Raw genomic sequence first — 12,764 nt, 5'->3', positions numbered from 1 at the left:
ACCGATTGACGATGCCCCCTGAAAATCATGCCTGCTGAGTCTGCTTAGCGGTGGCAATCCGAGTTGCTTGACCACAGCGGTTCAGGCCGGATACCACTGCCTTGAGCGAGGCGCTGACAGTATCGGCATCCACAGCCATGCCGCAGACGCGCTGGCCTTCCACATTCAGCTGGACGTAGGCGGCGGCTGCAACGTCGGAACCTTCACCCATGGCGTGCTCGGCGTAGTCGACCACATGGATACTGAGCCCGGTGCGGGTCTGCCAGGCGCTGATGAAGGCCGCCATGGCACCCTTGCCCTTGCCCTCGATACACACCTGTTCGCCGTCGACGCTGATGTCGGCCGCCAGAGTTTCGGCATCTCCACTACGCTCGATGCGGTAGCCGTCCAGACTCACCGGTACCTTGTCCTGTACGAAGTGCTGGACAAGCAGGTCATGGATCACCTGACTGTCCAGCTCACCGCCTTGCTCCTCGGTTTTTTTCTGTACGATCGGGGCCAACTCCAGCTGCAGCCAGCGCGGGATGCTGATGCCGAAATCGCGCTCCAGCAGGAAGGTCATGCCGCCCTTGCCGGACTGGCTGTTGACGCGAATCACCGCCTGATAGCCACGGCCCAGATCCGCCGGGTCGATCGGCAGATAGGCGACCTGCCAGGGCTCGTCATCCTGCTGCTGCTTGAGTGACTTGCGGATCGCATCCTGGTGGCTGCCGGAAAACGCCGTGTAGACCAGCTCACCGATCCACGGGTGACGCGGATGAATTGGCAGGCCGGTGCATTCGGTGCAGACCTGAATGATCTCGTCCGGGTTGGACAGATCAAGCTGCGGGTCCACACCTTGGCTGTACAGGTTCAACGCCAGCGTGACGATATCCATGTTGCCGGTACGCTCACCGTTGCCAAGCAAAGTACCTTCCACCCGGTCGGCACCAGCCATCAGGGCCAGCTCAGCGGACGCCACGGCACCGCCACGGTCGTTGTGGGTGTGCACCGAGATGATGGCGCTGTCGCGGCGGCTCAAATGCTGGCAGAAATACTCCACCTGATCGGCAAAGTGGTTCGGCGGACCAACTTCGACGGTTGTCGGGAGGTTAAGAATGCAGCGCTTCTGTGGCGTTGGCTGCCATTCGTCCATCACCGCTTCACAGACATCAACGGCATAATCCACTTCGGTGCTGGTGAAGCTCTCCGGTGAATACTGGAAGGTCCAATCCGTCTCCGGGTATTTAGAGGCATACTCTTTTACCCAGCGCGCACCGCGCACGGCGATCTGCTTGATTTCGTCCTGGCTCATGCCGAACACCCGCTCACGCTGGATGCGAGATGTAGAGTTGTAGACATGCACCACCGCCTGCTTCACACCCTTGAGTGCCTCGTAGGTGCGAGCAATCAACTCTTCACGCGCCTGCACCAATACCTGTACGCGCACGTCATCAGGGATCTGGTTTTCCTCGATCAACCAGCGGGTAAAGTCGTAATCCGGCTGGCTGGCGGACGGAAAACCGATCTCGATCTCCTTGATGCCGAGCTTGACCAGCAAATGCCACAGGCGTTGCTTCTGGGCCACGTTCATCGGCTCCAGCAGGGCCTGGTTGCCATCGCGCAGGTCGACACTGGCCCAGATTGGGGCTTCGGTCACCTGACGGTCGGGCCAGGTACGGGTAAAGCCGGTGACGGGTTCAACCGGCTGATATTTGCGATGGTTAAAGTTGGCACTTGCCATGGTTTTGCTCTCCATTGGTTGTGGGGTGGGCCGCTGCATTAGACATTCCGGGTAGGACTGTCATCGCCGTCAGGGCTCGGGTAGAACCCGTTGGCGCCTGCGCGGACCGAAACTGAATATGGGACACATGATAGGGGATTTATGATGTCAGGCGATTGCTAAATTGCGCTATTTTGGTCTATTTTTGGCAATATAAATCTCAAATTTATTTTATAGAGCAATTTTATGTCGATACATGAAGAGAGGGCGACACTGGATCGCTATGATCATGCCATTTTGCGAATTCTGCAGCAGGAAGGCCGCATCAGTAATCAGGAGCTGGCCGACCGTATCGGTCTGTCGCCGTCACCCTGCCTGCGGCGGGTGCGGGCGCTGGAAGAGAATGGTCTGATTCGTGGCTATCGGGCATTGGTTGATGCCAAAAAACTGGGGCTGAACCTCACCGTAATCCTGCATATTTCCATGGATCGGCACACGCCAGAGCGGTTCGAGAACTTTGAGCGCACGATCGCCGAACTGCCGCAGGTGTTGGAGTGCCTGATCATCACCGGCCAGGATGCCGACTATCAGCTTCGGGTGCTGGTGGAGGACATGGACGCCTACCATGACTTGCTGCTGCACCAGATTACACGTATTGAGGGGGTTACGGGGGTGCACTCCAGTTTCGTGTTGCGCAAGGTACTTGAGCGTGGCGTTGCCTGTTGATACCGGGATGCTGTTAAGTCGCCGTTTGTCCCGTTATGCTGATGTCTTACATGGGCGCCACCCGACAGGAGTCTGACGATGCGAACCACCGAGTCACGTTCTGCGACAGAGACGGGCGGGCGCATGGGCACCTTTGCAGGCGTCTTCACCCCCAGCATCCTCACCATTCTCGGCATTATTCTGTTCCTCCGCCTTGGCTATGTAGTCGGGGCAGCGGGGCTTGGACTGATGCTGCTGATTCTGCTGACAGCGAATCTGATCTCGGTGCTGACCAGCCTGTCGCTGTCGGCGGTGGCTACCAATCTGCACGTCAAGAAGGGTGGCGACTACTACCTGATCTCACGCACGCTGGGACAGGAGTTTGGCGGGGCGATCGGACTGGTACTGTTTTTGGCTCAAGCGGTTTCGGTGGGGTTCTACTGTATCGGGTTTGCCGAGGCAGTGGTCGGGATGATCCCGGGTGCGCCGGACTGGAGTGTTCAGCTGATTGCTGCACTGGCGGCACTGCTGCTGTTCGGCTTTGCCTGGAAAGGCGCCGATTGGGCCACTCGGTTGCAGTTCGGCATTATGGTGATCCTGGCTCTGGCATTGGTATCCTTCTTCATAGGAGGCGTAGAGCGTTTTGATGCCGAACAGCTGTCGGCCAACTGGTCAGCACCGGGTGAGGTTGATTTCTGGCTGCTCTTCGCAATCTTCTTCCCGGCTGTTACCGGCTTTACGCAAGGGGTCAGCATGTCGGGTGAGCTGCGTGATCCCGGGCGCAGCATTCCCAATGGCACTTTGAGTGCTGTGGCACTGTCGATACTGGTCTATCTCTTGGCGGCCTTTCTCTTTGCCGGAGCGTTGCCGGCAGAGATTCTGAGCCAGGACTATGCCGCCATGCAGCAAGTGGCGGTGTTTGCGCCCTTGATTCTGGCCGGTGTGTTGGCGGCAACGCTCTCGTCAGCCATGGCGTCGTTCATGGGAGCGCCACGCATTCTGCAGTCGGTGTCGCAGGACCGGTTGTTCCCGCTGCTCAACCCTTTTTCCAAGGGCAGTGGTGCCAGTGACAATCCACGCCGCGCGTTATTGCTGTCGGGCGTGGTTGCGTTGATGACCATCGGCTTGGGTGAACTTGACCTCATTGCACCTGTGGTGTCGATGTTCTTTCTTATCTCCTATGGCTTGATCAACTACGCAACCTGGTTTGAAGCACAATCCGCGAGCCCGTCGTTCCGTCCCCGTTTTCGTTTCTATCATCCCTTGCTCAGTTTGGCGGGGGCGCTGGCCTGTCTTGTGGCCATGCTGGCAATTGACCTGCTGGCCGGAATGGTGGCATTGGGTATCATGGCGCTGATCTATCGCTATCTTCAGCTGAAAGCGCCCCTGCCACGCTGGGCGGACGGACGGCGTTCGTATCACACCCGGCAGATACGTCAGCATCTGCTTGCGATTCGCAATGGCCCTGACAGTCCACGTGACTGGCGCCCGAATATTCTGCTGTTTTCTGACAGCAGTCATCGCCGCTTGCCACTGTTGAAACTGGCGGCAGGGCTGGAAGGTGGCAGTGGTTTCGTCACTGCCGTGAAAATGCTGGAGGGTGAAGGACTCCGGTTGCGCCGTCAGCGTGATGAAGTAGAAAAAGTGCTGGCTGACGATATCCAGCGTGCAAGGGTCGATGCCTGGCCGCTGGCGCTGACAGTGAATACATTCGATGCGGGGCTGCGGACCTTGCTGCAAGGCTTTGGTCTCGGCAGCCTCAGAGCCAACCTGATACTGCTTAACTGGCTGGAACATGATCCTCGCACGTTATCAGCTGAGGCTACACATATTTTTGCCCGTCACCTCTGGACCGCTTTCCATGAGGGCTGCAGCCTGCTGGTGTTTGATGGTGATGAAAATCGCTGGGCTCAACTGGAACAGATCCCGCCGGATCAGCGCCGCATCGATATATGGTGGTGGGGCGATGCGTCCAGTCACCTGATGCTGTTACTGGGCCATCTCATGTTGCGCACGCCCGAATGGGAAGGTGCCAGCCTGCGGATTCTGATCGCCCGCAGCGATGAGGACGACCCAACCGCGACACCGGATGATGTGCGCCACTACCTGGAGCAGAGTCGCATTGATGCCCGCGCGGTGCTGATTGATCATACCGACCCCGGCGCACGGGAACGCTATTCGCTGGATGCATCTCTGGTGTTTCTGCCGTTCAGGCTTCAGCGCAACGAGCCGGTTGACTGTTACGGACAGCCTCTTAATGTCGCGCTTGAACCCCTGCCGCTCAGTGTGGCGGTACTGGCCGCCGAGGATATTGATCTGGATGCCGAACCGGAAGAGGGGGAGGCGGCCGAGCGGGCTCGTGCTCTGGACGTCCTGAATGATGCGCGTCGCCTGGCCGAATTAACTGCCGGCGATCTGGAGCAGATGGAGGCCGATTTGGCTGCTGCTGAAGTCGATGCCACTCTGGATCAGGCTGAGTGGGCGCAACGGCAAAACGATCTGGAACAGGCTCGGCGCCGGGCGCTCAAGGCTCGTGCCCGAGTTGAGACAGCTCACCAACTCGCAGTACATGCGGGGGTGCCAGAAGAGATGTTGAAGGCCTGATTTACCAGGCCTGTAGCCGCTCGTGGCGGATCAGCTGTGCCAGCTGCTCGCAGCCGGGTACTTTGCTGCGATAGCGAAGCTCGATGTAGACCGGAGGCAATTCCGGCAGGCCAAGCTGTGAGCCAATGCTCTCCATCCCTTCTGCCAGTGCCCCCTGAGTTCTGACAGTCACACCCAGTCCGGCCCGCACAGCTGCCATCAGGCTGGTAAAGCTGGTGGTTGAATACACGGTACGCCAGCTGATATCGGTGGCATCCAGTGCCTGCAAAGTCGCCTCACGGAACAGACAGGGCACATTCAACAGCACCAGTGGCAGGGGGCGGTTCTTGGACCACTGATAGCCTGCCGGCCCAATCCAGATGAGTTGTTCGTAGCCCAACAGCTCACCGCGCACCTGACTGCGATCACGGCGGAGAATCAGGGCCAGGTCGTACTGTTCGTCGTCGTAGTCCTCACAGACGCTGTTGCTGTAGTCGGTCTGCACATTCAGGCGAATACCGGGGTTGTGTTGCTTGAAGCGCGCCAGAATGGAGGGCAGCATGCTTTCGGTCAGCGACAGCGACACTCCTATACGCAGCTCGCCTTCTGCACTTTGCTCGGTGATGGCGGCTAATGCGTCTTCCTGCAGCGCAAGCAACTGGCGAGCATAGCCCAGCATGGTCTCGCCGGTTGAGGTCAGCACGCGCTTGCGCCCCTCGGTACGGAAAAGCGCCACATCCAGTTCCTGTTCCAGACGGCGAACCTGCTGGCTGACGGTGGACTGGGTTTTGTGCAGGCGTTCAGCAGCGCGGATAAAACCATCTTCATCGACCACGGTGACAAATGTGCGCAGCAGCTCGGTACTCAGGTTAGGCTGGGGCATGATCTATCCATTATGAATAACGATCAATACGATCTAAATTAATCGTTATTCATAATACAAGGGCAGGCCTAAGCTGTCATCAATGATCACAGGGAGGGTTTGATGATGGTTGCCGCTACAGATTCGCAAACACGCAAGGTTCGCCGCTGTCACAATGGCAGTATTGATATGTCATTCTACCTGCCACGAGGCCGTCGACTTCGCGCTGTTGCGTGCATGCGACTGCTTAAAAGCTGTGTACTGGGGGTGACAGGCATCTTTAAAGCAGTAAGCCGCACAGTGCCAGCCCCGCCTGACCGCTGGCGAGCACCTGCAGAAACAGTTAAAGCACCACCGGGTCGGTATAGCTCTTCTCGTTGATGTATGTGTGACAGTGTGGGGTGCTAAGTTCCGTTAACTTGGCTGCTTTTGGGTACGGTAACGGTTGGGGCTGACGCCCAAGTGTTCTCGAAACATCAGGATGAAAGGGGCTGGAGCACTGTACCCCAGCTCCAGCGCAATCCGGGTGACGCTCATCTCCGTGCCCAGCATCTCTATGGCCTTCATCAGGCGCAGACGAGCATACCAGCCTTGCAGAGTGAGTCCTGTTTCACGACGGAAGTGCCGCTCCAGTGTGCGGGTCGACATCGCCATTTCGGCTGCAATCTGATCCAGACCGGGTCGTTTTCCAGGGCGTGCATAGAGCCGAGTGCAGAGTTTGGCCAGTCGGGTATCGGCGGGCCAGGGCAGGGTGTGCCCGCGTTGTGGCAGGCGTCCCAGGGTTTGCAGCATCAACTGGATCAGATTGTGCTCATAACCGTGCAGCGGGTACTCCACCTCAAAATTGGCCGCGGCCAGCATCAGTTCACGCATCAGCGGGGAAACCTCAAGTACCAGAGGTATCGCTGTGTCGAGTGCGTTAAATCCTGTTTCGATATAGAGGCTTTTCAGCTCGGCACCGAATTCGGTATAGGTACTGTGCTCGACCCCTGCCGGCAGCCATACGGCTGTGCCCGACGGAACGAAAAGGCGCTGGCCTTCAAGGTTTGTCACCAAAGTACCTGAGGTGGCGTAGAGCAGTTGGTGCCAATTATGTGTATGTGGCGGGAACAGGTGTTGAGGCGGCATCTGCTGCTGGCGAACATAGACCTGGCGTGGCAGTGAGTGCATCTCGGGTGGCGAGAGTTGTGTGATTGTATTATTCATCGCTCAGGCCTGTATTCATGGTTGTCGAGTTTCATATGTAATCTGTCATTTTATATGAAGAATAGGCCATCTCTGTCCTTTAATCTGATGAACATCAGAAAACAGGAGGGTGGAGAATGCTGACCGAGAAGGTAAAGGTCCTGATTGCCAGCGTGATGGCTGTGGTCATCACGGTAGGGATAGCACGTTTTGCCTATACCCCGATGATTCCGGAAATGATGTCAGGTGTCGGGCTGAACAATGCTCTGGCCGGTATGCTGGCCACGGCCAATTATGCGGGCTACTTCAGTGGTGCCTTGCTGATCTCGTTTATCCGCTCGTCGGGCCTGAAAATATGGCTGTACAAGGCCGGCTTGTTGGGCGCGGTTCTGACCACTGGCCTGATGGGGTGCACAAGCCAGGAGTGGCTCTGGTATCTGCTGCGTTTTCTGTCAGGGTTGAGCAGTTCTGCTGGCGTATTGATCGGTGCTGGCCTGTTGATGAGCTGGCTTCTGCGACAGGGGCATAAGCCCGAACTGGGTATTTTCTTTTCGGGTCTGGGAATCGGTATTGTCATGACGGCACTGCTGGCGGAGATGATTCGACTCCGTTTCAGCTGGGACCAGCAATGGATGATCTACGGGTTTTCCGCCCTGATCCTGCTGTTGCCGGTTTGGTGGTGGAGCCCGGACTACCGCCGCTGCCTGCCCGCCAGTGCAGCCGCGCCAACTTACGAAGCACGAAGGATCAGTCCATTCATGTTGCTGCTTCAGTTGGCCTATTTCTGTGCCGGTGTGGGCTATGTGGTGACGGCGACGTTTCTGGTTGCCATTGCGGAAGCTTCGCCCCTGCTGGAAGGCCGTGGTTGGCTGATCTGGCTGGTGACCGGCATTGCGGCGGCGCCTGCGTGCTGGCTGTGGGATTTGCTGGTGCGCAGGCAGGGAGACTGGCTGGCATTGCTGCTGGCTTACCTGCTCAATGCGGCCAGTGTGCTGTTGTTGCTGATGACAACCGGGCTGGCAGGTGTCATGTTGAGTGCGATCATCTACGGCGTCAGCTTTATCGGTATTGTCAGTATGACGCTGGCAATGGTGGGGCGGCTCTACCCGGAGAATCCCTCGCGGCCGATGGGACGGCTCACCTTCGGCTACGGCATCGCGCAGATGCTGGCGCCCATGATAGTCGGTTATCTGGCGCAGTCGGAAGGCAGCTATCAGAGTGGGTTGCTCATCACGCTGGTGGTGATTATTGTCGGTGCAGTGTTGTTAGTAGGGGCCTGGCTTGTGCAGCAGCAAGGCATGGAGCCTGACGATACGGCACAGTCGTCCGTAGATGTGTTGGACTATGAGGGACGATGCGGGCGCCCTGTGGCAACCCGCAGAGATTCAGCTTCAGGCACTGAGTTTAGCTGAGATTCGGGCAACGTGTGCGCCCTGAAAGTGGGCCATGGTCAACTCTTGCTCTGAAGGTGTGCGTGAGCCGTCGGCACCAGCAATGGTGGCAGCCCCCAGCGGTGAACCGCCGTGTACGGAACTGATATCAGTCATCTCCGGCAGCGCATAGGGCAGCCCTACCACGACCATGCCGTGATGGAACAGGGTAGTGTGGAATGACTGGATGGTAGTTTCGTTGCCACCACCGGTGCCGGTACTGGTGAAGACACTGCCCACCTTGCCGACCAGCGCTCCCTTTGCCCACAGCCCACCGGTCTGGTCAAGGAAGTTGCGCATCTGGCTGGCCATGTTACCGAAGCGGGTCGGCGTGCCGAAGATGATGGCATCATATTGGTCCAGTTCCTTGGGGTCGGCGATGGGAGCCGCCTGATCCAGCTTAACGCCGGCGTTGCGGGCAACCTCTTCCGGCATCAGCTCGGGAACGCGCTTGATGACCACCTCGGTATCCTCAACTGACTGGGCGCCTTCTGCAATGGCCCGGGCCAGGGTTTCAATGTGGCCATAGGATGAATAGTAAAGTACAAGAATTTTGCTCATGATTGCATCTCCTGAGTTTTATTGACTGACAGCTTCACGCTGATGTGGCTGATTAAGGTCCAGAGTCGGGCCGACAGGCACCACACCCGTCGGATTGATGGTGTGATGGCTGCGGTAATAGTGGTGCTTGATGTGTTGCATGTTGACCGTCTCGCTCACACCAGGCCATTGATAAAGCTCACGTACGTATCCCCAGAGATTAGGGTAGTCGACGATCCGTTTCAGGTTGCACTTGAAGTGACCGTGGTAGACGGCATCAAATCGAATCAAGGTCGTGAACAGACGCCAGTCTGCCTCGGTGATCTGGTCGCCCAGTAGATAGCGATGGGTCTCAAGCCGGGTATCCAGTGCGTCCAGGGCTTCAAACAGGGGGTGAACAGCCTGTTCGTAGGCTTCCTGAGTGGTTGCAAACCCCGCCTTGTATACACCGTTGTTGATGCGGTCGTAAATCTCACTGTTCAGCGTGTCGATCTCACTGCGCAGCAGTTGAGGGTAGTAATCCCCTGGGGCGGCACCAATCTCATCAAAGGCGGAGTTCAGGATGCGGATGATCTCCGCTGACTCGTTGTTGACGATGGTCTGACGTTGCTTGTCCCAAAGTACTGGAACGGTGACGCGGCCCGAGTAGTTCGGATCGGCTTTAAGGTAGAGCTCGTAGAGGTAATCCAGCCCATATAGTTCATCTCCGGTTGCACCCGGCTCCGTTGCGAAAGTCCAGCCGTGGTCACCCATGTAGCTGTGTACCACCGAAACCGAGATCATTTTCTCCAGTCCCTTCAGGTGGCGAAAAATCAAGGTGCGATGGGCCCAGGGGCAGGCGAGGGAGACATACAAATGGTAGCGGCCGGGTTCTGCCTGAAAACCGTCTTCGCCGCTGGGGCCAGGCTGGCCGTCGGCAGTAATCCAGTTACGGAACTGTGACTCCGATCGCATGAAGCGACCCTGATTGGATTCGGTGTCATACCACTGGTCAACCCAGCGGCCATCAAGCAGTAAGCCCATGATAATCTCCTGATTGTCAGTGAGGCCGGTTAATTGAATGTCCTGGCTAGATCGACTTCAGAGCCTAGCTCTGACGCTGGTGCAGCATTCGGTCCAGAGACAGGTTGCCACCGCCGCTGATCAGCAGGGAAACAGACATGGCCAGCAGAGACAGAGCAAACTCATAACCGTTGTTTGAGACGAACAGGCCGTGACCAATATGTACGGCGAAAATGGCGACCAGCATGGCAAAGGCCAAAGCTGCTGCTGCCGGGCGTACCAGCAAACCAATTAGAATCGCCAGACCACCGAAGAATTCAGCACTGCCGGCCAGCAGCGCCATCAGATACCCTGGCTCAAGGCCAATGGACGCCATCCACTGACCTGTACCTTCAAGACCGTAACCACCGAAAGCGCCGAACAGTTTCTGTGCGCCGTGTGCCATGAAAATAACACCTGCCGGGACACGCAGTGCCAAGGGAGCAAAACTGTCGGATGTATTCAGCAGGCGTGTGATCAGTGAGGCGTTCATCGTGTTTCTCCACGTGTTTGATGGCTTGAGTTAACTATAGTTGCCATGTGATTGATTAAAAATGGCTAAAATTAGCTCATATTGATCAGATTTATAGATTATTTGGTGGGCTATGCTGTCTCAGATTATGGCTAATATCTGAATAACTGTTTTTATATACAGTCTTTATCGACATGTGTTGTCTGATCTCTTACTCTTGGCATTCCCAAGCCAATGCCCCGAATATCATGAAGCTCTACATCGCCGAAAAACCAAGCCTTGCCCGTGCCATCGCCGCCGTACTGCCCGGGCCTCAGAAGAAAGAGGAGGGGCTGATCCGCTGTGGCGGTGATCAGGTGGTGAGCTGGTGCATCGGCCATCTACTGGAGCAGGCCGAGCCTGATGCCTACGATCCGGCCTACAAACAGTGGCGATTGGAACATCTGCCCATCGTACCCGGTGAATGGCAGTTGAAGCCGCGCAGCGGTGTGGCCAAGCAGGTGGCGGTATTGCGCAAGCTGGTGAAACAGGCGGACCAGATCGTCCATGCCGGTGACCCGGACCGCGAAGGCCAGTTGCTGGTGGATGAAGTGATCGACTTTCTCAAGGTACCGGCTACCAAGCGGTCACAGATGCAGCGCTGTCTGATTTCGGACCTGAACCCCGAGGCGGTGCGCCGTGCCATTGCGCGGCTTAAGCCTAATCAGGACTTTGTACCGCTGTCGGTGTCCGCATTAGCCCGTTCCCGCGCCGACTGGCTGTTCGGTATCAACATGACCCGGGCGCTGACCATCAAGGGTCGCAGTGCCGGCTATGACGGCGTGTTGTCCGTGGGACGGGTACAGACACCGGTGCTGGGGCTGGTGGTACAGCGTGATGCCGAGATTGCCGCCTTTGTGCCCAAGCCCTATTACGAAGTGGATGCTCATCTGCTCACCGAGCGGGGCGAGCGTTTTACCGCCCGCTGGCAACCCAGTGAAGCCTGCGCCCGTTTTCAGGACGAAGAGGGGCGGGTGCTGTCAAAGCCGCTGGCCGAAAACGTGGTGCAGCGCATTACCGGCCAGCCAGGTGTGGTCACCAAGGATGAACGCAAGACCGGCCAGCAGGCAGTGCCGCTGCCCTATAACCTGTCGTCGCTGCAGATCGACTGTGCCAAACGTTTTGGTCTCAATGCCCAGCAGGTGCTGGATGCGGCCCAGGCACTGTATGAAAAACATCAGCTGATCACCTATCCTCGGTCCGACTGCCGTTACCTGCCTGCCGAACACTTTTCCGAAGCGCCTCGTGTCACTCAGGCGATCGCTCGTACCCTGCCGGAGTTGGCGGGAGCGGTACAGAAGGCCGATTTGAGCCTCAGGTCCAAGGCGTGGAACGACAAAAAGGTGGAAGCGCATCATGCGATCATCCCCACCAGCAAGGCGGCGGCTTCGGATCGGTTGAGCCGTGCCGAGCTGCAGGTGTACAGCCAGATCGCCCGTCAGTATCTGATGCAGTTCTACCCGCCCTGTCGCTATGCCGATCGGCGTGTCGAGGTGGAGATTGCCGGTGGCCAGTTTGTGGCCAAGGTGCGTCAGATCACCGATCCGGGCTGGAAAGCGTTGATGGGCAAGGAGGCGCAGGAGGAGGACGAAGGTCAGCTGCCCGCGCTCACGGTGGGCGAGTCACTGCACTGTGAACGTGGTGAGCTGCTGGAAAAAATGACCCAGCCGCCCAAGGCGTTCACCGATGCCAGCCTGCTGGCGGCCATGACTGGCATTGCGCGCTTTGTGCAGGATGCAGAGCTGCGCAAGGTGCTGCGCGATACCGATGGCCTTGGCACCGAGGCCACCCGTGCCGGTATTATCGAATTGTTGTTCAAGCGCGGTTTTCTACAGCGTCAGGGCAAGCAGATTCACGCCACCGAGGCGGGCAAGGCACTGATCGCGGCACTGCCGGAGGAGCTGAGCCGACCGGACATGACCGCACACTGGGAATCGCAGCTGGATGCGATCAGCCGCAAGGCATTCAGCTATCAAGGGTTCATGCAGCCGCTGGAGCAGGCGCTACCGCAGCTGATCGAGCAGATCCGGCCCCAGGCAATGAACGGCATCAAGGCTCCGGCTGGACGCAAGGGTGGTGCAAACCGAGGCAAGCGAAGCGGCAGCCCGCGCAGGAAGGGATCACCCACTGCTCGGCGCAAGACGGCAAAAGCCGGCTGAGATTGAGAGGGCAGGCCGTGATTTTGTGTGTCCGAGCCGCTACCCT

The 12,764-nt window shown here is 57.8% G+C and carries 10 protein-coding genes; 4 read left to right on the top strand and 6 right to left on the bottom strand.

Translation table 11 applies throughout. The features are described from left to right. Window positions 1–25 precede the first annotated feature (25 nt). Window positions 26–1,723, bottom strand: a complete 1,698-nt coding sequence (gene leuA, locus ACAM29_RS06860) for a 2-isopropylmalate synthase (protein WP_206842046.1) — start codon at window positions 1,721–1,723, stop codon at window positions 26–28. A 225-nt stretch (window positions 1,724–1,948) separates the two neighbouring features. Between leuA and ACAM29_RS06855 the strand changes: the two genes are divergently transcribed. Next, window positions 1,949–2,428, top strand: coding sequence for an Lrp/AsnC family transcriptional regulator (locus ACAM29_RS06855; RefSeq protein ID WP_091826955.1), 480 nt, complete (start codon window positions 1,949–1,951; stop codon window positions 2,426–2,428). A gap of 78 nt (window positions 2,429–2,506) precedes the next feature. Beyond that, window positions 2,507–5,011 carry an amino acid permease gene (locus tag ACAM29_RS06850; protein ID WP_369623640.1) on the top strand — a complete coding sequence of 835 codons (2,505 nt, stop codon included), beginning with the start codon at window positions 2,507–2,509 and terminating at the stop codon, window positions 5,009–5,011. A 1-nt stretch (window position 5,012) separates the two neighbouring features. Here ACAM29_RS06850 and ACAM29_RS06845 read toward each other — a convergent pair whose 3' ends face one another. Then, entirely contained in the window at window positions 5,013–5,873 is an 861-nt protein-coding gene (locus tag ACAM29_RS06845; protein WP_369623639.1) for a LysR substrate-binding domain-containing protein, read from the bottom strand. 393 nt (window positions 5,874–6,266) lie between these two features. Further along, window positions 6,267–7,058 carry a helix-turn-helix domain-containing protein gene (locus tag ACAM29_RS06840; RefSeq protein ID WP_369623638.1) on the bottom strand — a complete coding sequence of 264 codons (792 nt, stop codon included), beginning with the start codon at window positions 7,056–7,058 and terminating at the stop codon, window positions 6,267–6,269. Window positions 7,059–7,174: 116 nt separating this feature from the next. Here ACAM29_RS06840 and ACAM29_RS06835 point away from each other — a divergent pair, with 116 nt between their 5' ends. Then, complete coding sequence (locus ACAM29_RS06835) at window positions 7,175–8,449, top strand: YbfB/YjiJ family MFS transporter (RefSeq protein ID WP_369623637.1); 1,275 nt, start codon at window positions 7,175–7,177, stop codon at window positions 8,447–8,449. Here ACAM29_RS06835 and wrbA read toward each other — a convergent pair. From wrbA to ACAM29_RS06820, 3 genes are all read right to left on the bottom strand, one after another. Further along, a complete protein-coding gene (gene wrbA / locus ACAM29_RS06830) occupies window positions 8,429–9,028 on the bottom strand; it encodes an NAD(P)H:quinone oxidoreductase (RefSeq protein WP_206841190.1) in 600 nt (199 codons plus the stop codon). The two genes, ACAM29_RS06835 and wrbA, sit on opposite strands and share 21 nt — an antisense overlap. An 18-nt stretch (window positions 9,029–9,046) precedes the next feature. Beyond that, complete coding sequence (locus tag ACAM29_RS06825) at window positions 9,047–10,030, bottom strand: glutathione S-transferase family protein (RefSeq protein ID WP_369623636.1); 984 nt, start codon at window positions 10,028–10,030, stop codon at window positions 9,047–9,049. A gap of 64 nt (window positions 10,031–10,094) precedes the next feature. Continuing rightward, on the bottom strand, window positions 10,095–10,541 hold the full coding sequence (locus ACAM29_RS06820; protein ID WP_369623635.1) for a DoxX family protein: 447 nt from the start codon (window positions 10,539–10,541) through the stop codon (window positions 10,095–10,097). A 227-nt stretch (window positions 10,542–10,768) separates the two neighbouring features. Here ACAM29_RS06820 and ACAM29_RS06815 point away from each other — a divergent pair, with 227 nt between their 5' ends. Then, on the top strand, window positions 10,769–12,718 hold the full coding sequence (locus tag ACAM29_RS06815) for a DNA topoisomerase III (RefSeq protein ID WP_369623634.1): 1,950 nt from the start codon (window positions 10,769–10,771) through the stop codon (window positions 12,716–12,718). The last annotated feature ends 46 nt before the right edge of the window (window positions 12,719–12,764 follow it).

This window comes from Marinobacterium sp. BA1, assembly GCF_041155135.1.
GTDB classification, from domain to species: Bacteria; Pseudomonadota; Gammaproteobacteria; order Pseudomonadales; family Balneatricaceae; genus Marinobacterium; species Marinobacterium iners.
Note: the sequence above shows the minus strand (reverse complement) of the source record. Positions and strands in the feature narration are given on the sequence as shown.

Bases quoted from the DNA above. Each gene is read 5' to 3' on its own strand.
- ACAM29_RS06845 (WP_369623639.1), bottom strand. From the start codon at position 5,873: ATGCCCCAGCCTAACCTGAGTACCGAGCTGCTGCGCACATTTGTCACC.
- ACAM29_RS06855 (WP_091826955.1), top strand. From the start codon at position 1,949: ATGTCGATACATGAAGAGAGGGCGACACTGGATCGCTATGATCATGCC.
- ACAM29_RS06840 (WP_369623638.1), bottom strand. From the start codon at position 7,058: ATGAATAATACAATCACACAACTCTCGCCACCCGAGATGCACTCACTG.
- ACAM29_RS06835 (WP_369623637.1), top strand. From the start codon at position 7,175: ATGCTGACCGAGAAGGTAAAGGTCCTGATTGCCAGCGTGATGGCTGTG.
- ACAM29_RS06825 (WP_369623636.1), bottom strand. From the start codon at position 10,030: ATGGGCTTACTGCTTGATGGCCGCTGGGTTGACCAGTGGTATGACACC.
- wrbA (WP_206841190.1), bottom strand. From the start codon at position 9,028: ATGAGCAAAATTCTTGTACTTTACTATTCATCCTATGGCCACATTGAA.
- leuA (WP_206842046.1), bottom strand. From the start codon at position 1,723: ATGGCAAGTGCCAACTTTAACCATCGCAAATATCAGCCGGTTGAACCC.
- ACAM29_RS06820 (WP_369623635.1), bottom strand. From the start codon at position 10,541: ATGAACGCCTCACTGATCACACGCCTGCTGAATACATCCGACAGTTTT.
- ACAM29_RS06815 (WP_369623634.1), top strand. From the start codon at position 10,769: ATGAAGCTCTACATCGCCGAAAAACCAAGCCTTGCCCGTGCCATCGCC.
- ACAM29_RS06850 (WP_369623640.1), top strand. From the start codon at position 2,507: ATGCGAACCACCGAGTCACGTTCTGCGACAGAGACGGGCGGGCGCATG.